Genomic DNA, 18,870 nt, shown 5'->3' with positions numbered 1-18,870 from the left:
AAAACGGTGAGCGTGATGCTCACCGTTTTTTTATGCCCGCGTTTGGCGCCAGACTACACCATATTTTTCAGCCGGTAGATCCATTCCAGCGCCTGGCGCGGCGACAGGGAATCCGGATCCAGCGCTTCCAGGGCTTCTACTGCCGGCGAGGTTTCTTCCTGCAGCAGCGTCATCTGGGTGGCATCGACGCTGCCCGAGGCGGTGTGGCTGGAGATAGACTCCAGCTCGCGCAGCTTCTGACGGGCGCGCTTGATGACGTCGCGCGGCACGCCAGCCAGCGCGGCGACCGCCAGGCCATAGCTTTTGCTGGCGGCACCGTCCTGCACGCTGTGCATGAAGGCGATGGTATCGCCATGTTCGAGCGCGTCCAGATGCACGTTGACCACGCCTTCCATTTTCTCCGGCAGGGTCGTCAGCTCGAAGTAGTGGGTGGCGAACAGCGTCATCGCCTTGATACGGTTGGCCAGGTTCTCGGCGCAGGCCCAGGCCAGCGACAGGCCGTCGTAGGTGGAGGTGCCGCGGCCGATTTCATCCATCAACACCAGGCTGTGCTCGGTGGCGTTGTGCAGGATGTTGGCGGTTTCGGTCATCTCCACCATGAAGGTGGAGCGGCCGGAAGCCAGATCGTCCGCCGCGCCGACGCGGGTGAAGATGCGATCCACCGGGCCGATGGTGGCCTTGGTGGCCGGCACGTAACTGCCGATGTGCGCCATCAGCACGATCAGCGCCGTTTGCCGCATATAGGTGCTTTTACCGCCCATGTTCGGGCCGGTGATAATCAGCATGCGGCGTTGTGGCGACAGGGTGAGCGGGTTGGAGATAAACGGCTCGCTCAGCACCTGCTCTACCACCGGGTGGCGGCCTTCGGTAATGCGGAGCCCCGGCTGTTCACTCATGGTTGGGCAAGCGTAGTTCAGGGTATCGGCGCGCTCGGCCAGGTTGGCCAGCACGTCCAGCTCGGCCAGTGCGGCGGCGCTTTGCTGCAGTTCCGCCAGGTGCGGCAGCAGCAGATCGAACAGCTCGTCGTACAGGCTTTTCTCGATCGCCAGCGCTTTACCCTTGGAGGTCAGCACTTTGTCTTCGTACTCTTTCAATTCCGGGATGATGTAGCGCTCGGCGTTTTTCAGCGTCTGACGGCGCACATAGTGGATCGGCACCAGGTGGCTTTGGCCGCGGCTGACCTGAATGTAGTAGCCGTGTACGCCGTTAAAACCGACCTTGAGCGTATCCAGCCCCAGCTTTTCACGCTCGCGGATCTCCAGCCGGTCGAGGTAGTCGCTGGCGCCGTCGGCCAGTGCGCGCCATTCGTCCAGTTCGCTGTTGTAACCGGGGGCAATCACGCCGCCGTCGCGTACCAGCACCGGCGGCGATTCAATGACCGCGCGTTCCAGCAGCTCACGCAGCTCGTCGAACTGGCCTACCTGTGACAGCAGCTGCTGCACGTGCGGGGTGTCCACGTCTTGCAGCAGCGCGCGGATGTCCGGCAGCTGCTGGAAAGCATGACGCATGCGCGCCAGATCGCGCGGCCGCGCGGTGCGTAGCGCCAGGCGCGCCAAAATTCGCTCCTGATCGCCCACCTGGCGCAGCGAAGGCTGCAGATCGGCGAACAGCTCCTGCAATGCGCCGATCGCCTGTTGGCGAGCGGTGAGAACCTTGATATCGCGGGTCGGCATGTGCAGCCAGCGTTTCAGCATGCGGCTGCCCATCGGCGTGACCGTGCGATCGAGGATCGCCGCCAGCGTGTTGTCGCTGCCGCCGGACAGACTTTGCGTCAGCTCCAGATTGCGACGGGTCGCGGCGTCCATGATGATGCCGTCCTGCTGGCGCTCCATGGTGAGGCCGCGAATGTGCGGCAGCGAAGTGCGCTGGGTATCTTTGACGTACTGCAACAGGCAGCCGGCGGCGCGCAGCGCCTGGTGAGCCTGCTCGACGCCGAAACCGGTCAAGTCGCGGGTACCGAATTGCAGGTTGAGCTGCTGACGCGCGGTCTCAAGCTCGAATTCCCACAGTGGGCGGCGGCGCAGGCCGTGGCGCTGTTCGATCAGCGTCATTTGTTCGAAGGTTTCCGGGTAGAGCAGCTCGGCCGGATTGGTGCGCTGCAGCTCGGCAGCCATGGTTTCCAAATCCTGCGGCTCGGCGACGCGGAAGCGGCCGGAGCTGACGTCCAGCGTGGCGTAGCCGAAGCCGCGCGCGTCCTGCCAGATCGCCGCCAGCAGGTTGTCCTGGCGCTCTTGCAGTAACGCTTCGTCGGTGATGGTGCCTGGGGTGACGATACGCACCACTTTGCGCTCGACCGGCCCTTTGCTGGTGGCCGGATCGCCGATCTGCTCGCAGATGGCGACGGACTCGCCGAGCTGCACCAGCTTGGCCAGGTAGTTCTCCACCGCGTGGTGCGGCACGCCGGCCATCGGGATCGGTTCACCCGCCGAGGCGCCGCGTTTGGTCAGCGAGATATCCAGCAGTTGGGAAGCGCGCTTGGCGTCGTCGTAAAACAGCTCGTAGAAGTCGCCCATGCGGTAGAACAGCAGGATTTCAGGATGCTGGGCCTTGAGGCGCAGGTACTGCTGCATCATTGGCGTGTGCGAATCGAGTTTATCGGTGCTATTCATGCGATTATTTTTCCAATCCATTGAATGTAAAGGTCACTGTGATTTTCATTGTCATCATTCGCTATCACATTGTTTCAGCAGGCGCCGCCCCCTTTAGCGCTTGCCGGGCGGCGCAAATCAAATCATCAACACGCCAGACGGCGCGCTCAAACCCGAGGTTTGCACAGACGCTTATACTAGCCTAGCGGGCAATCGGCTGTCACAGGTAAAAATGGGAAGCGCTGCGCAAGGCCGGTTTGTAACGCAGCGAGATTGTTGTTCGCCTGCGGGCAACAACGCAAGTCGCCGCCCGCAGTGGTGGTGGAAAGGTTATTGCGCGGCGGTGAGAGGCAAAGGCAGTTGATAGAGGCGGAAGCTGTCGGGCACTTCGGTTTCATGGCCGGGCAGCAGGCGGTGGCGGATGCGCGATTCGCTGACGAAGGCGCAGCCTTGTGGCGTGATAGTCAGGTTGACCGGCGATTCCATGCCTTCGCGCAAGATCTCAATCCGGTGCATGCCTGCCGCCTTGGGGGAAGGGATCCGCAGGATCCGCCCCTGGCCGCTCTGGATCCCGTTTTCCAGCACGATCAGCGCGCCGTCCGGTGCCAACTCCATCCCGTCCGGGTTTTCGATGAGGCGCGGCAGCTGCATTTCCGTCAGCTGCGGCTTTGGATCGTTATAGCTGAGGGCGTAGAGCTTACCGGTGCCGAAATTGGCGACTGCCATCAGCCGGTCGTCGAGCAGCACGATCCCGGCGGCCCCCAACCCGCTGGGAGCCGCCAATTGCGGATCCCGATACAGCGTACTGAAGGCCGCTTCGCCCGGCCGCAGGCGCAGGATGCCGCCGCCGCGGGTTTCCGTCACGTACACCGTGCCGTCTGCGCCGAGCACGATATCGTTGCCCATTTCCCCCGCCGGCAGTGCCAGGCTGCGGTTGAGGGTGCCATCCGCGACGTTCAGCGCATAGATGCGGTTGGCGCGCGTTTTGCCGCCGGAGAGAAAGTCCGGCGAGTTCCCCCACAGCAGCCCGCGCCGTTCGTCCAGCCGCAGCGCGTTTGAGGCGAACACCGTGTCAGCGCCGGGGAAGAAGGTTTCCCACGCCTGACCCGGCCGTTTGCGCAGCACGTTGCCGCTGGTGATCAGCCCGACATACAGCGTACCGTCCGCCGCGCGGGCGATGCCGTTGGGGTAAAGTGCGCCGGGCGGCAGCGTTATGCTGCTTTCTGTGCAGTCTGCGCTGACGGCGGCCTGCGCCGGTGCGCTAAGGGTGAATGCGGCAGCGAGGGTGAACAACGCCGCTCGCGCGGTAACAGCGTATGACATGTTTCTCTCCGGGAATGAGGGAAAGGGGGCTACCAGCGCTCGGGGCGGGCAGCGTGTGCCATTGGCGCCTCCAGCGCGGCCATGTCTTCCGGCGATAGCCTGAGGTCGAGCGCCGCCAGCGCATCCTGCAGATGGTGTGGCTTGGACATGCCCACCAGCGGCGACGCCACGCCGGGTTTGGCCAACAGCCAGGCCAGCGCGATCTGCGCCGGTGGAACGCCGCGCGCGGCCGCCACCTCCGCTACGGCAGCGACGGTGCATTCCACCTCGTTTCTGCCGCCGTACCAACGGGGCGCCTGTTCGTCGGTGGCGGCGCGCAGCGTGCCGCCACTGGCGGAGCCGGCCAACACGCCGCGGGCCAGCGGCGACCAGGGCGTCAGGCCAAGACCTTCCTCCAGGCACAGCGGGATCAATTCTTCTTCGTCTTCACGCGTCACCAGGTTGTATTGGCTTTGCAACGAAATAAACGGCGCCAGGCGGTGCTGACGTTGAAAGGCCAGCATTTTCATCAGGCGCCAGGCGTGCAGTGAAGACGCGCCGAGATAGCGGATCTTGCCCGCCCGCACCAGGCCGTCGAGGGTGTCGGCAGTTTCTTCGATCGGCGTTGCGGTGTCGAAGCGGTGCAGTACGAACAAATCGAGGTAATCCGTTCCCAGCCGCTGCAAGGAGGCGTCGACGCTGTGCAGCAGGTGCTTGCGCGACAGCCCGCGGCTGTTCGGCTGCGCGTCCATCGGAAAGTAGGCTTTGGTGGCGATCACCACGTCTTCACGGCGGGCGAACGCCTTCAGCGCACGGCCGAGAATGCGCTCGCTTTCTCCGCCGGAGTAAATGTTGGCGGTATCGAAAAAATTGATGCCCGCCTCCAGCGCCTCGCGGATAAAGGGGCGCGTTTCATCCTCTTTCAGTACCCAGGGCCGCCAGGCCGGCTCGCCGTAGGTCATGCAGCCCAGGCAGAGGCGAGATACCTGCAGGCCGCTGTCGCCAAGCCGAACGTAGTTCATGGCGTCGTCTCCTCAGCGCATGCCGGCGATGGTGTAACCGCCGTCCACCAGCAGGCTTTGGCCGGTGATGAAACGGGCTTCGTCCGTCGCCAGCCACAGCGCCACATCGCCGATGTCTTCCGATTCGCCCAGGCGGCCGGCGGGCGTGTGGGCGATAAAGGGCGCGAACGCCGCGCTGTCGGCCACGCTGCCGCGCGCCATCGGCGTGTCGATGATGCCGGGGTTGATGTTGTTGACGCGGATGCCCTGGCCGCTGTATTCGAGCGCCACCGCGCGGATCATCGCATCGAGCGCGCCTTTGCTGGCGGAATAGCTGGATGAGCCGGCGAGCGCGCCGTGGGTCAGCCAGGAGGAGGTGTTAACGATCACGCCGCCTGAATGCTGCGCCAGGAAGGTTTCAATCTCGTATTTCATCGCCAGCCAGACGCCACGGAGGTTAATGGCGATCACGCGGTCAAAATCCTCGCTGCTCTGTTCGGTGATGGGGGCGAAGTTGCCGATGATGCCGGCGTTGTTGAAGGCGACGTCGAGCCGGCCGTAGTGGGCGGTCACCGTGGCGAGCAGCCTGCGGATGTCGTTTTCCTGGGAGACGTCGGCCACGATGGGCAGGGCGTCGCCGCCGGCGAGCGCGATGTCGCGCGCCGTGGCTTCGATTTCCGCCGCACGCCGGCCGGCCAGCGCCACTTTTGCGCCTTCGCGGGCATAGGCCAGCGCGGCTGCGCGGCCGATACCGGTGCCGCCGCCGCTTACCAGCACGACTTTGTCAGCCAGACGGCGCGGCGTTTCATGAGTTGGAGCTGTAGTATTAATCATCGCATCGATACCTGGTAATGGGTTCGATCGCAATGCTATGTTGTTAGATGACGGATAACTATCCGCTAAAAATTCATCTCACTATTAGATAATTTATATTAATAGCATGAAGAAACCCGAATTGTCCGGCCTGGCGGCCTTCGTGGCTATCGCCAGTGAACGCAGCTTCCGCCGCGCCGCCGCCCGACTGGGCGTGACGCCGCCGACGCTGACCCACACCCTGCGCGAACTGGAAGCGCAGGTGGGCATTCGCCTGCTGAACCGCACCACCCGCAACGTCTCGCCGACGGAGGCCGGTGAGCATCTGTTGGCACAGCTGGTGCCGGCCTTTACCGACATCGACGCCGCGCTGGAGAGCCTGAATGCGTTTCGCGAAGGGCCACGCGGCCTGGTGCGCATCAACGCGCCGCGTTCGGCGATCGATCTCGCCATCGTGCCGCATCTGGGGCGGTTGGCCAGCGAGTACCCCGGCATTACGCTGGAGGTAGTGGCGGACGAAGGGTTTGCCAACATCGTCGAGCAAGGCTTTGACGTCGGTATTCGGCTCGGCGAGGATCTGCACAACGATATGCGTGCGGTGCGCCTGACGCCGGATCTGCGTTTTGCCATCGTCGCCACGCCGGACTATTTTCAACGGCACGGCGAGCCGACGCATCCACAGGATTTGCTGCAGCACCACTGCATCGGTTGGCGCAAGGCCTCTTCGGGCGAGCGCTACAAATGGGCATTTCAGCAGGGCGAGCAGCGATTTTCCGTGGCGGTCAACAGCCCGCTTATCGTGGATGACGCCAGGCTGTTGCTGCAGGCGGCGTTGGCGCACGTCGGCATCGCTTTCGCCATCGAACAGGAGGTGGAAGAACACCTCGCGAGCGGGCGGCTGCGGCGGGTGTTGGCCGACTGGTGCGCGCCGTTTCCCGGTTTTTACCTCTATTATCCCAACCGCAGGAATCATTCCGTGGCGCTGACCACGGTGATCGAGTTGCTGCGTCTGCCCACCTAATCTTCTTTACCGGCCATCGCGTTCGGATGGCAAGTAAGTGAATCAAGCTTGAACTATTTTTATTCCCTCTTCGTTTGTTCGGGCGCAAATAATCCCTTAAATTCCCGGCGAGTTTATAACCGGATGTTTATAATTGATATTTGAGTATTTATTGCGAATATTCCGAGTTTTTATCGGTTATTTGAGAGCCCGGTCACACTATTTTTTTATGTGAAATGTGAAGAGGGTCAAGCCAGCAGGTCAAGGAGAGACGGTTATTATCCCCGCTGGCTTACCGATCCGTTTTTCATGCTCCGTATACTGTCTGCAACCAGGGCAACGTGACGGAAATTTTCATAAGGAATGTGCGTGAAGCAATCGTGATTGCATCTGGCATACAAATAACACGGGTTTTTTTGATTATCTGAGGTGCTTGGTATGGAAAAGAAAAAAATCTATCTGTTTTGTTCTGCCGGTATGTCCACTTCCCTGTTGGTATCAAAAATGAAGGCGCAGGCCGAGAAATACGAAGTACCGGTGATCATCGCCGCCTATCCGGAGGCGCTGGCCGCGGAGAAAGGCATTGAAGCGGATCTGATCCTGCTGGGGCCGCAGATCGCCTACACCTTGCCGGAAGTGCAAAAACAGCTGCCCAACAAACCTGTTGAAGTCATCGATCCGCTACTGTACGGCAAGGTCGATGGGCTGGGGGTGCTGAAGGCCGCGGTGGCCGCCATCAAGAAAGCCAATCAATAACAGGAGGCCGCCGTGAATACCCTCATTGCCTCGCTCGAGAAGGTTATCCTGCCTTTCGCCGTAAAAATCGGTAAGCAGCCCCACGTCAACGCCATCAAGAACGGCTTTATCCGCCTGATGCCGCTGACCTTGACCGGGGCGATGTTCGTGTTGATCAACAATGTGTTCCTGAGCTTCGGCGAAGGATCGTTCTTCTATTCGCTGGGCGTGCGCCTGGATGCCTCCACCATCGAGACGCTGAACGGCCTGAAGAGCATCGGCGGCAGCGTTTACAACGGTACGCTGGGGATCATGTCCCTGATGACGCCGTTCTTTATCAGCATGGCGTTGGCCGAAGAGCGCAAGGTCGATCCGTTGGCCTCGGCATTGCTGGCGGTGGCGGCCTTTATGACCGTCACGCCGTTTAACGTCGGCGAGGCCTATGCGGTAGGCGCCAACTGGCTGGGCGGCGCCAACATCATTTCCGGTATGGTGATCGGGCTGGTGGTGGCCGAGATGTTCGCTTTTATCGTGCGGCGCAACTGGGTGATCAGCCTGCCGGACAGCGTGCCGGCTTCGGTGTCGCGCTCCTTCTCGGCGCTGATCCCCGGTTTCATCATCCTCTCCATCATGGGGCTGGTGGCGTTCGCGCTGGCGCACTGGGACACCAACTTCCACCAGATCATCATGGACGGCATTTCGGCGCCGCTGGCCAAGATGGGCAGCGTGGTGGGCTGGGTGTACGTGCTGTTCTCCTCGCTGCTGTGGTTCTTTGGGGTGCACGGTTCCATGGCGCTGGCGGCGCTGGACAGCGGCATCATGACGCCATTCGCGCTGGAAAACGTGGAACTGTACAACAAATACGGTTCGGTCGAAGCGGCGGTGGCCGCCGGGAAAGAGTTCCACATGTGGGCGAAGCCGTTTGTCGACTCCTACATTTACCTCGGCGGCACCGGCTCGACGCTGGGCCTGATCATCGCCATCTTCATCGCCTCGCGCCGCGAAGATTACCGCCAGGTCGCCAAGCTGGCGACGCCGTCCGGCATCTTCCAGATCAACGAACCGATTCTGTTCGGCCTGCCGGTTATCATGAACCCGGTGATGTTCATTCCGTTCATCCTGGTGCAGCCGGTGCTGACCATCATCACCTCGCTGGCTTATTACTCCGGGCTGATCCCGCCTATCACCAACATTGCGCCCTGGACCATGCCGGTCGGCCTGGGGGCGTTCTTCAACACCAACGGCAGCATCATGGCCCTGTTGCTGAGCCTGTTCAACCTGGCGGTCGCCACCGTGATTTATCTGCCGTTCGTGGCGATCTCCAACAAAGCGCAGAGCCAGATCGACGCGGCGACGGAAAGCGAAGAAGACATCGCCAAGGCGCTGAAATTCTAACAGTGGAACGGGGCGGCGTGGCCGCCCCGCGAGGGACGCGAGTATGGAATATCAATTTGCCGACGGGTTCTGGTGGGGCAGCGCCACCTCCGCGCCGCAGTCTGAAGGGGCGGCCGTGCGGGACGGCAAGAGCCGCAACATCTTCGACTATTGGTTCGAGATCGCGCCCGAGCGCTTTCACGATCGGGTGGGGCCGGCCGAGGCCTCGACCTTTTACGACCATTTCCGCACCGATATCGGGCTGCTCAAAACGCTGGGCCACAATACCTTTAGAACGTCGATCTCGTGGTCGCGGCTGATCCCGGACGGCGACGGCGAGGTGAACCCGCAGGCGTTGGCCTTCTATAACGCGATGATCGACGAGCTGCTGGCGCAGGGCATCACCCCGTTTATCAATCTCTACCACTTCGATATGCCGCTGTGCATGCAGCAGCGCGGAGGCTGGGAAAACCGGGCGGTGGTCGAAGCCTATGCGCGTTACGCCGATACCTGTTTCGGTCTGTTTGGCGATCGGGTCACCCACTGGTTCACCTTCAACGAGCCGATCGTGCCGGTGGAGGCCGGCTACCTGAATGACCTGCATTACCCTTGCGTGGTGGACTTCAAACGGGCGGTCACAGTGGCGTATCACAGCGTACTGGCGCATGCCATGGCGGTGCAGCGTTTCAGAGCGCGGGAGCTGCCGGGGAATATCGGCATCATTTTGAACCTGAGCCCGACCTATCCGCGTTCCGACGCGCCGGAGGATCGGCAGGCCGCGCACGACGCCGATCTGCTGCTCAACCGCAGTTTCCTCGATCCGGTCGCCAAAGGGCGTTATCCGGCGGCGTTGCTGCAGCTGCTGGAGCGGCATGGGCTGATGCCCCACTGCGAGCCGCAAGATGCGCAGCTGATTGAAGACGGCGTGGTGGACATCCTCGGCGTCAACTATTACCAACCGCGCAGGGTGCAGGCGAAAGCGGGGCGCCGTGCCGAGGGGCCGATCGCATCGCCGGAGGATTTGTTCAGTTACTATGCAATGCCGGGCCGCAAAATCAATCCTCACCGCGGCTGGGAGATTTACGAAAAGGGGCTGTACGACATCCTGATGGATCTGAAAGAGAACTACGGCAATCTGCCTTGTTATATTTCGGAAAACGGCATGGGCGTTGAGGGCGAAGAGGCGTTTATCGGCGCCGATGGGCGGGTGGAGGACGATTACCGCATCGACTTTATTCGCGAGCACCTGAAGTGGCTGCACCGCGCGCTGGCGGAAGGCTCGCAATGCAGAGGCTATCATCTGTGGACCTTTATCGACTGCTGGTCCTGGCTGAACGCCTACAAAAATCGTTATGGGCTGGTGCGGCTGGATCGGGCGGATCAGCGCCGCACCATCAAGAAAAGCGGCTACTGGTTTGCCGAGGCGGCCAGACGCAACGGATTTGACTAACGGGAGGCCGGCGCCGTGTCCGACAACCGAATTTCGCTGAGTGCGAACGACGTGAAGCTGATTCGCGAGCAGGATTTTTTTAACTGCAAAGATTTTCACCTGTTTATCTACAACAAGGTGGAAAGCGCCACCGGGCTGCATCAGCACGACTATTACGAGTTCACCATCGTGCTGAGCGGCAAGTGCTACCAGGAGATCAACGGCAAGCGGGTGCTGCTGGAACGCGGGGATTTCGTCTTTATCCCTATCGGCTCCTACCACCAGAGCTTTTACGAGTTCGGCGCGACGAAAATCTTCAATGTGGCGGTCAGCAAAGCGTTCTTTGAAGAGCACTATTTGCAGCAGCTGCCGCGCTGCTTCGTCGCCTCGCAGGCCTACAGCCTGAGGAGCGAGTTTTTGGCCTATATCGAATCGGTGGTGAGTTCGCCGCAGTTTCGCGAGGATGATTTCGCCGAATTTCTCGAAACGCTGACTTTCTATGTGATCAGCCGCATTCGTCACTATAAGGAAGAAAACGACGGCGGCGATGATATCCCGCAGTGGCTGAAGAACACCCTGGCCGGCATGCATGACAAGGCGATGTTCGGCGAAAGGGCGTTGGCGAACATGGTGGCGCTGTCGGGGAAGACTCAGGAGTATCTGACCCGGGCGATGCGGCGCTACTACCATAAGACGCCGATGCAGGTGATCAATGAGATCCGAATCAATTTCGCCAAGACGCAGCTGGAGGTCACCAACTCTTCGGTTTCCGATATCGCCTTTGATTCCGGCTATGGCGATGTCAGCCTGTTCATTAAGAACTTCAAGCGGCTCACCGACGTGACCCCAGGCAACTACCGAAAAAAGTGCTACGGCCCTCTTTAGGGCCGCTCCCGATCAGTATCAACGCCGATATGCCGATGAGCTTCAGGCCGCCGGCCGGTTAATCATTCGATTTTTACCTTAGCGAAGGGGAATGCTGCGTCGGTCGGTCGGGCTTCCCTTGCCAAAAATCCATCTCGCGGGAGCCATTATGGAAAAACTACTGATCGTGAATGCCGACGACTTCGGCCTGAGCAAGGGGCAAAACTACGGCGTCATCGAGGCGTATCAGCATGGCGTGGTTTCCTCTACCACGGCGATGGTGAACGGCGGCGGCGCCCAGCACGCGGCGGCGCTCAGCCGGCAATATCCGGGGCTGCCGATTGGGCTGCATTTCGTTTTGACCCATGGCAGGCCGCTGGGCGCCATGCCTTCGCTGGTCAACGAGCATGGCGAACTGGGTAAATGGCTGTGGTGCCGCGCCGAGGCCGGCGAGCTGCAGCTGGACGAGATTCAGGAGGAACTGCAGCGCCAGTTCGCGCGGTTTGTGACGCTGTTCGGCAGGCCGCCGACGCACATCGACAGCCACCACCATGTGCATATGCAGCCGCAGATTTACCCGCTGGTGGAGGCGTTTGCGCAGGCACAGGGTCTGCCGCTGCGTCTCGATCGCGAAGAGGCGAAACGGCGCGATATTGCGTTGCAGACGCCCTGCAGCACCGACGCGTTTGACGCGGGATTCTACGGTGAAATGATTTCCGAAGCCTTGTTCCTGCAGCGGTTGACGCGCGCCGACGAGCAGGGCGCCGAGTCATTGGAAATGATGTGCCACCCGGCGTTCCTCGACGCGACGATCCTGCAGAGCAAATATTGTCACCCGCGCCTCGTCGAGCTGGAGGTGTTGACCGCGCCGACGCTGAAAGCGGCGATCGCCGAACGCGGTTTCATGTTGGGCTCCTTCCTGGATCTGTAGCGCTGCCGTTTACAGCATGGCGTGCGCCTTTTTCAGGCCGGTATCCTCTTGCGGATCGGCCCCCTGAGGCAGGGGCTCCGCCTCCTGTTCCTCGGGCTGCGGCTCGTCGACATCGGGCGCCGCTTCCGGCGGCGGCATGGTGTCGTGAATGATCTGCTCATCGAAGGTCGGATTGAGCGCCGGCGACAGCGGCGAACTGGCGAGGCTGTCCGGCAGCGGAATATGCGGCACCGGTGCGTCCTGCGCCAGCTGAGGTTCCTCCGCTTTCGCCGTGCGGCTAAGGGCCGCCAGCAGCACGCCGCACAGGGCGAAGAAGGCGTACAGGATATTACCGCCAAGCGGCTCGATCAGCGCGCCGACCGCCAAGGGCCCGATGCTGGCGCCGACGCCGAACGCCATCAGCAGGCAGGCGGCCAGTGAGACGCGGCGCTCCGGCTCAATCAGATCGTTGGCCAGCGCCACTACCAACGGGTAGAGCGTAAACTGTAGCATGCTGACGACAAAGCCCACCGCCAGCAGCAGCGGGAAATCGATGTGCGGCAGCAGCGCCAGCGGCAGCGCCGCCACGATCAGGAAAATAGCGTTGAGTCGCATCAGCAACGGGCGGCTATAGCGATCTGACAGCCAACTGAGTGGGAACTGCGCCACCAGTCCGGCGAAGATGGCCAGTGCCATGAACAGGCCGGTTTGTTGAGTGGTTAAGGATTGCAGGCTGGCATAGACCGGCGCCAGCCCGTAAAACGAGCCCACTACCATGCCGATCACCAACGTGGTGGCCAGCACCTTGGGAATGGCGCCGACAAAGTAGCGCAGCTCCATCGGCGCCGGCGACATGTGGCGCGCATTGGTGCGCGTGGTGAGGGCGATGGGCACCAGACAGAGCGCGAAGCACAGCGCGATCACCAGCAGCGTGGTGATGCCCAGGTTGCTTTGCAGCATCAGCACGATCTGGCCCAGCGACATGCCGAGATAGGTCGCCGCCATATAGAAGCCGAACACCATGCCGCGCTGGTTGGATTCCGCCTGGTCGTTCAGCCAGCTTTCCAGCACCATGTACTGACACATCATGCACAGCCCGATCACCAGGCGCAGCGCGACCCAGGCGGGAATGAACTCCGTCAGGCCGTGCCCCAGCACCGCAGCGGTAATGATGCCGGCGCAGGCCACGTAGGCGCGGATATGCCCGACGCGGGCGATGAGAAAGTGGCCGACCTTGCCACCGATCACCAACCCGATGTAGTTGGCGGCGATGATGGCGCCGATCAGCGCGCTGCTGACGTGGATGGAGGCCAGCCGCAGCGAGACGTAGGTGGTGAGCAGTCCCGAGCCCAACAGCAGCAGCAGGGTGGTGGTGTACAACGGCAAGAATACGCCCAACGTTTTTTTCACGCTATCATCCTAATCTCTTCTGGTGCGCCCTGAGGCCGCCGCCGCAGCGTGCTGCCTCCGTGATGTTCCTTGTGCTGGTGCGCCGCCGCTCGCTGGGGCGCTTCTTTTGATACTAGCAGCTTGGCCGGGCGCTTAAAACTGCACCTCCTGCGAGGCGCTGCGCATTTCCACGCGTCGGCCGCCGCATCGCCTTGATAAATGCTACTATCAGGCGCATATACCTGAATTCGCGAGGGAGAGGTTATGAGTGAAAACCAACTGCGCCGGCTCAGCGTGCTGGTGGGGGAAAAACTGAAGGAGCAGGGCCGCTGGATCACCTGCGCAGAATCCTGCACCGGCGGCGGTATCGCCAAGGCCATTACCGATATCGCCGGCAGCTCCGCCTATTTCGATCGTGGTTTCGTCACCTACAGCAATGCGGCGAAGCATGACCTGTTAGGGGTGAGAGAAGCCACGTTGGCGGCGCACGGCGCGGTCAGCGAAGAGGTGGTGCGCGAGATGGCGATAGGGGCGCTGCGGGCGGCGCAGGCCGATCTGGCGCTATCGGTGAGCGGCATCGCCGGCCCGGACGGAGGCAGCGCGGAAAAGCCGGTCGGTACCGTGTGGTTCGGCTTCGCCGGCAGCGATGGCCGGGGGCTGTCGCGCATGATGCAATTCGAGGGCGACCGCGACGCGGTGCGGCTGCAGGCGACGATTTTCGCGCTGCAAACCGCCATCGACGAATTTTTGTAAATTAGGCTTGATACTGTATGACTATACAGTATAATTAGTGACATTTCCTGCACAACATACATTCAGTGGCAGTGTGGGGTAACACCGGCATTGCGAAACGAAGGAGCAAAAATGGCTATTGATGAGAACAAGCAAAAGGCGTTAGCTGCGGCACTGGGCCAGATTGAGAAACAGTTCGGCAAAGGCTCCATCATGCGCCTGGGTGAAGACCGCTCCATGGACGTGGAAACGATCTCCACCGGCTCACTGTCACTCGATATCGCTCTGGGCGCCGGCGGCCTGCCGATGGGCCGCATCGTTGAAATCTACGGCCCGGAATCCTCCGGTAAAACCACCCTGACGCTGCAGGTGATCGCCGCTGCGCAGCGCGAAGGCAAAACCTGTGCGTTCATCGATGCCGAGCACGCGCTGGATCCTATCTATGCGAAAAAGCTGGGCGTCGATATCGACAACCTGCTGTGCTCCCAGCCGGACACCGGCGAGCAGGCGCTGGAAATCTGTGATGCGCTGACCCGCTCCGGTGCGGTTGACGTCATCATCGTCGACTCCGTGGCGGCGCTGACGCCGAAGGCGGAAATCGAAGGTGAAATCGGCGATTCGCACATGGGCCTGGCGGCACGCATGATGAGCCAGGCGATGCGTAAGCTGGCCGGCAACCTGAAAAACGCCAATACCCTGCTGATCTTCATTAACCAGATCCGTATGAAAATTGGTGTGATGTTCGGCAACCCGGAAACCACGACCGGCGGTAACGCCCTGAAGTTCTACGCTTCGGTGCGTCTGGATATCCGCCGCATCGGCGCCATCAAAGAGGGCGACGAAGTGGTGGGTAGCGAAACCCGCGTGAAAGTGGTGAAGAACAAAATCGCTGCGCCGTTCAAGCAGGCTGAGTTCCAAATCATGTACGGCGAAGGCATCAACAGCCGTGGTGAGCTGGTCGATCTGGGCGTGAAGCACAAGATGATCGAAAAAGCCGGCGCCTGGTACAGCTATAACGGCGAGAAGATCGGTCAGGGCAAGGCGAATGCCTGTAACTTCCTGAAAGAAAACCCGGCTATCGCCGCTGAGCTGGATAAGAAGCTGCGTGACCTGCTGCTGCACAGCGGCGGTGAACTGGTGGCCGCTTCCGGTGACGACTTCGAAGACGACGAAGCGGAAACCAGCGAGCAGTTCTAATCGCTGAAGATATGCGCCGCCGTTCGTGTGGCGCATATCCCATAAATTCAGGCTTGAATGATGAATGACTTGCTAAGCCGCGCCATGCGCCTGCTGTCGCAACGCGATCATAGTGAAGCTGAACTGCGCCGCAAACTTGCGGCGCAGCCGTTTGTGGCGAAAGCCCGTTTTGGCGGCAGGGGGCCACATGCGCCGGCATCATCGCCGGTGGCTGAAGAGCCGGTGGATCCTGTGCTGATCGAGCAGGTTATTGCCTACTGTTACCAGCATAATTGGCTAGACGATAAGCGTTTCGCTCACAGCTACATCGGCAGCCGCAGCCGCAAAGGTTACGGTGCGCAGCGTATCCGCAGCGAACTGATGCAAAAGGGCGTCGACAAAGCGCTGGTGCAGGACGCGCTGGCGGAATGCGACATCGACTGGTGCGAACAGGCGAAACAGGTGGCGCAGCGAAAATTTGGCGATGCGTTGCCAACCGACTGGAAAGAGAAAGCCAAAGTGCAGCGCTATCTGCTCTATCGCGGCTTCTTCCAGGAAGAAATTCAGTCAATTTACCGTGATTTTGCGCAATGAGCGCACACGGGGTTTTACTTCCCTCTGAAGAAAATTTATCTTATCCCCACTTTTTGTTCGTGAGCTGGTTGTCATCGTCGGGATGACGCGTCACCGGCTCACGTGTCGTTATTCTAGCCTTTCCAGGAAAATTATGAGCAAGAGCACCGCTGAGATCCGTCAAGCGTTTCTCGATTTCTTTCATAGTAAGGGTCACCAGGTTGTAGCGAGCAGCTCCCTGGTGCCTAACAATGATCCGACATTGCTGTTTACCAATGCCGGCATGAACCAATTTAAGGATGTTTTCCTGGGGCTGGACAAACGCGCCTATTCCCGTGCCACCACCTCGCAGCGCTGCGTGCGCGCAGGCGGCAAGCACAATGACCTGGAAAACGTCGGCTACACCGCCCGTCACCACACCTTCTTTGAAATGCTGGGCAACTTCAGCTTCGGCGATTACTTCAAGCATGACGCGATCAGCTACGCGTGGGAACTGCTGACCGGTGAAAACTGGTTCAACCTGCCGAAAGAGCGACTGTGGGTCACCGTGTATGAAACCGATGACGAAGCGTTCGACATCTGGCAGAAGCAAATCGGCGTACCGGCCGAGCGTATTATCCGCATCGGCGACAACAAGGGCGCGCCTTTCGCTTCCGACAACTTCTGGCAGATGGGCGACACCGGCCCATGCGGCCCGTGCACCGAGATTTTCTACGATCACGGCGATCACATCTGGGGCGGCCCTCCTGGCAGCCCGGAAGAAGACGGCGACCGCTACATCGAGATCTGGAACATCGTTTTCATGCAGTTCAACCGCCAGTCCGATGGCACCATGCTGCCGCTGCCGAAACCTTCGGTGGATACCGGTATGGGCCTGGAGCGCATCGCGGCGGTGTTGCAGCATGTGAACTCCAACTATGAAATCGATCTGTTCCGTACCCTGATCGCCGCCGTGGCAAAAGTGACCGGTGCAACCGATCTGGACAACAAATCCCTGCGCGTTATCGCCGACCACATCCGTTCCTGTGCCTTCCTGGTGTCGGACGGCGTGATCCCGTCTAACGAAAACCGCGGCTACGTGCTGCGCCGCATCATTCGTCGCGCGATCCGCCATGGCAACATGCTGGGTGCGAAAGACACCTTCTTCTACAAGCTGGTGGCGCCACTGATCGAAGTGATGGGCCCGGCGGCCGACGAACTGAAACGCCAGCAATCGTTGGTGGAGCAGGTGCTGAAAACCGAAGAAGAGCAGTTTGCTCGCACGCTGGAGCGTGGTCTGGCGCTGTTGGACGAAGAGCTGGCCAAGCTGCAGGGCGATACCCTGGACGGCGAAACCGCTTTCCGTCTGTACGATACCTACGGCTTCCCGGTCGATCTGACCGCTGACGTCTGCCGCGAGCGCGGTCTGAAAGTCGATGAAGCGGGCTTTGAAGAAGCGATGGAAGCGCAGCGCCGCCGTGCGCGCGAATCCAGCGGTTTCGGCGCCGACTACAACAGCCTGATCCGCGTGGACGGCAGCAGCCAGTTCAGCGGTTACGATCACGACGAGCAGCAGGCAACTGTCATCGCGCTGTTCCGCGACGGCCAGCCGGTCGATCGGATCAACGCCGGCGAAGAGGCGGTGGTGGTGCTGGATGAGACGCCGTTCTACGGTGAATCCGGCGGTCAGGTCGGCGATAAAGGCGTGCTGAAAGCCGCCGGCGTAGAGTTTGTGGTCAACGACACCCAGAAATACGGCCAGGCTATCGGCCACCAGGGCAAACTGGCGCAGGGCTCGCTGAAGCTGAACGATCGCGTGGATGCGCAGATCGACGCTGAGCGCCGCAACAGCATCCGTCTGAACCACTCCGCGACTCACTTGCTGCACGCCGCGCTGCGCCAAACGTTGGGTGACCACGTCGCGCAGAAAGGCTCGCTGGTTAATGACAAATATCTGCGTTTCGACTTCTCGCATTTCGAAGCGATGAAGCCGGAGCAAATCCGCGCGGTGGAAGATCTGGTGAACCAGCAGGTGCGTCGTAACCTGCCGGTACAGACCGAGCTGATGGCGTTGGAAGATGCCAAAGAGAAGGGCGCGATGGCGCTGTTCGGCGAGAAGTACGATGACAACGTGCGCGTACTGACCATGGGCGACTTCTCCACCGAGCTGTGTGGCGGTACTCATGCCAGCCGCACCGGCGATATTGGCCTGTTCCGCATTCTGAGCGAGTCGGGCACCGCGGCGGGCATTCGTCGTATTGAAGCGGTGACCGGCGCAGGCGCTATCGCCACGCTGCACCAGCAAAGCGATTTGTTGCAAGACGTTGCGCAGCTGGTTAAGGGCGACAGCAACACCCTGACCGATAAAGTGCGCTCGGTGCTCGATCGCACCCGCGCGCTGGAAAAAGAACTGCAGCAGCTGAAAGATCAGCAGGCGGCGCAGGAAAGTGCGTCGCTGTCCAGCCAGGCAAAAATGGTTAACGGCGTGAAGCTGTTGGTCAGCCAGTTGGACAATGTCGAAGCCAAAATGCTGCGCACCATGGTGGATGACCTGAAAAATCAATTGGGTTCGGCCATCATCGTGTTGGCAACGACGGCTGATGACAAAGTCAGCCTGGTTGCAGGCGTGACCAAGGATCTGACTGACCGCGTGAAAGCCGGCGAGTTGATCGGCAACGTGGCGCAGCAGGTAGGCGGCAAGGGCGGTGGTCGCCCGGATATGGCGATGGCGGGGGGGACGGATATCAACGCCCTGCCAGCGGCGTTAAACAGCGTAGAAGCCTGGGTGGCCTCGAAGCTGTGAACATAAATAAATAGCACGCACAAACGCCATAATACTTTGTTGATTATGGCGTTTTCATACTGTGCTAACACAATTTAGTTACAATTGCGGGAACAAAGTTTTTCAGGTCGGCTAAACTTACCATTATCTGAGGTGGGACCAAGTCTGCTTACACTTATTGTGGGTTGCGCGGCTTACGTTTTCACCACATATGATGGATAAT

General features: G+C 60.6%; 16 protein-coding genes. 10 read left to right on the top strand and 6 right to left on the bottom strand.

Annotated elements, in window-relative coordinates; translation table 11 throughout:
• Positions 1–53 precede the first annotated feature (53 nt).
• The 4 genes from mutS to ACJ8HT_RS03715 all read right to left on the bottom strand — a co-directional run bounded on the left by mutS (position 54) and on the right by ACJ8HT_RS03715 (position 5,725).
• Positions 54–2,609, bottom strand: coding sequence for a DNA mismatch repair protein MutS (gene mutS / locus ACJ8HT_RS03730; RefSeq protein ID WP_197652708.1), 2,556 nt, complete (start codon positions 2,607–2,609; stop codon positions 54–56).
• A 309-nt stretch (positions 2,610–2,918) separates the two neighbouring features.
• On the bottom strand, positions 2,919–3,911 hold the full coding sequence (locus tag ACJ8HT_RS03725) for a Vgb family protein (protein ID WP_244664482.1): 993 nt from the start codon (positions 3,909–3,911) through the stop codon (positions 2,919–2,921).
• A gap of 29 nt (positions 3,912–3,940) precedes the next feature.
• Positions 3,941–4,912: an aldo/keto reductase gene (locus ACJ8HT_RS03720; RefSeq protein ID WP_197652707.1), complete on the bottom strand. Its 972-nt coding sequence runs from the start codon at positions 4,910–4,912 to the stop codon at positions 3,941–3,943.
• A 12-nt stretch (positions 4,913–4,924) separates the two neighbouring features.
• Positions 4,925–5,725: an SDR family NAD(P)-dependent oxidoreductase gene (locus ACJ8HT_RS03715; RefSeq protein WP_049200335.1), complete on the bottom strand. Its 801-nt coding sequence runs from the start codon at positions 5,723–5,725 to the stop codon at positions 4,925–4,927.
• A 106-nt stretch (positions 5,726–5,831) separates the two neighbouring features.
• On the opposite strand from ACJ8HT_RS03715, the gene ACJ8HT_RS03710 reads away from it, so the two are divergent.
• The 6 genes from ACJ8HT_RS03710 to chbG all read left to right on the top strand — a co-directional run bounded on the left by ACJ8HT_RS03710 (position 5,832) and on the right by chbG (position 12,037).
• Positions 5,832–6,725: a LysR family transcriptional regulator gene (locus ACJ8HT_RS03710; protein WP_197652706.1), complete on the top strand. Its 894-nt coding sequence runs from the start codon at positions 5,832–5,834 to the stop codon at positions 6,723–6,725.
• Positions 6,726–7,142: 417 nt separating this feature from the next.
• The gene (locus ACJ8HT_RS03705; protein WP_033641898.1) at positions 7,143–7,460 is read left to right on the top strand and encodes a PTS sugar transporter subunit IIB; all 318 of its coding nucleotides are present in this window, start codon (positions 7,143–7,145) and stop codon (positions 7,458–7,460) included.
• A 12-nt stretch (positions 7,461–7,472) separates the two neighbouring features.
• Positions 7,473–8,834, top strand: a complete 1,362-nt coding sequence (gene chbC, locus ACJ8HT_RS03700) for a PTS N,N'-diacetylchitobiose transporter subunit IIC (protein WP_197652705.1) — start codon at positions 7,473–7,475, stop codon at positions 8,832–8,834.
• A 43-nt stretch (positions 8,835–8,877) separates the two neighbouring features.
• Positions 8,878–10,263 (top strand): glycoside hydrolase family 1 protein, encoded by a 1,386-nt coding sequence (locus tag ACJ8HT_RS03695; RefSeq protein WP_197652704.1) that lies wholly within the window; start codon positions 8,878–8,880, stop codon positions 10,261–10,263.
• Between the two features lie 15 nt (positions 10,264–10,278).
• Positions 10,279–11,127 carry a transcriptional regulator ChbR gene (chbR, locus tag ACJ8HT_RS03690; protein WP_060425318.1) on the top strand — a complete coding sequence of 283 codons (849 nt, stop codon included), beginning with the start codon at positions 10,279–10,281 and terminating at the stop codon, positions 11,125–11,127.
• A 148-nt stretch (positions 11,128–11,275) separates the two neighbouring features.
• Positions 11,276–12,037: a chitin disaccharide deacetylase gene (gene chbG, locus ACJ8HT_RS03685; RefSeq protein WP_197652703.1), complete on the top strand. Its 762-nt coding sequence runs from the start codon at positions 11,276–11,278 to the stop codon at positions 12,035–12,037.
• Between the two features lie 9 nt (positions 12,038–12,046).
• On the opposite strand, the gene ACJ8HT_RS03680 is transcribed toward chbG, so the two are convergent.
• On the bottom strand, positions 12,047–13,426 hold the full coding sequence (locus ACJ8HT_RS03680) for an MFS transporter (protein WP_049200345.1): 1,380 nt from the start codon (positions 13,424–13,426) through the stop codon (positions 12,047–12,049).
• 243 nt (positions 13,427–13,669) lie between these two features.
• Here ACJ8HT_RS03680 and pncC point away from each other — a divergent pair, with 243 nt between their 5' ends.
• The 3 genes from pncC to recX all read left to right on the top strand — a co-directional run bounded on the left by pncC (position 13,670) and on the right by recX (position 15,907).
• A complete protein-coding gene (gene pncC / locus ACJ8HT_RS03675) occupies positions 13,670–14,158 on the top strand; it encodes a nicotinamide-nucleotide amidase (protein WP_197652702.1) in 489 nt (162 codons plus the stop codon).
• A 111-nt stretch (positions 14,159–14,269) separates the two neighbouring features.
• Positions 14,270–15,334 carry a recombinase RecA gene (gene recA, locus ACJ8HT_RS03670; RefSeq protein ID WP_004932541.1) on the top strand — a complete coding sequence of 355 codons (1,065 nt, stop codon included), beginning with the start codon at positions 14,270–14,272 and terminating at the stop codon, positions 15,332–15,334.
• A gap of 60 nt (positions 15,335–15,394) precedes the next feature.
• Positions 15,395–15,907: a recombination regulator RecX gene (gene recX, locus ACJ8HT_RS03665; RefSeq protein WP_197652701.1), complete on the top strand. Its 513-nt coding sequence runs from the start codon at positions 15,395–15,397 to the stop codon at positions 15,905–15,907.
• Between the two features lie 40 nt (positions 15,908–15,947).
• Here the strand turns inward: recX and ACJ8HT_RS03660 are convergent, their stop codons facing one another.
• Positions 15,948–16,091, bottom strand: coding sequence for a hypothetical protein (locus tag ACJ8HT_RS03660; RefSeq protein WP_162091232.1), 144 nt, complete (start codon positions 16,089–16,091; stop codon positions 15,948–15,950).
• Between ACJ8HT_RS03660 and alaS the strand changes: the two genes are divergently transcribed.
• Positions 16,041–18,668: an alanine--tRNA ligase gene (alaS, locus tag ACJ8HT_RS03655; protein WP_142109290.1), complete on the top strand. Its 2,628-nt coding sequence runs from the start codon at positions 16,041–16,043 to the stop codon at positions 18,666–18,668. The genes ACJ8HT_RS03660 and alaS overlap by 51 nt on opposite strands.
• Positions 18,669–18,870: the final 202 nt, after the last annotated feature.

This window comes from Serratia sp. CY44782 (genome assembly GCF_052168715.1).
Taxonomy (GTDB): domain Bacteria; phylum Pseudomonadota; class Gammaproteobacteria; order Enterobacterales; family Enterobacteriaceae; genus Serratia; species Serratia nevei.
Note: the sequence above shows the minus strand (reverse complement) of the source record. Positions and strands in the feature narration are given on the sequence as shown.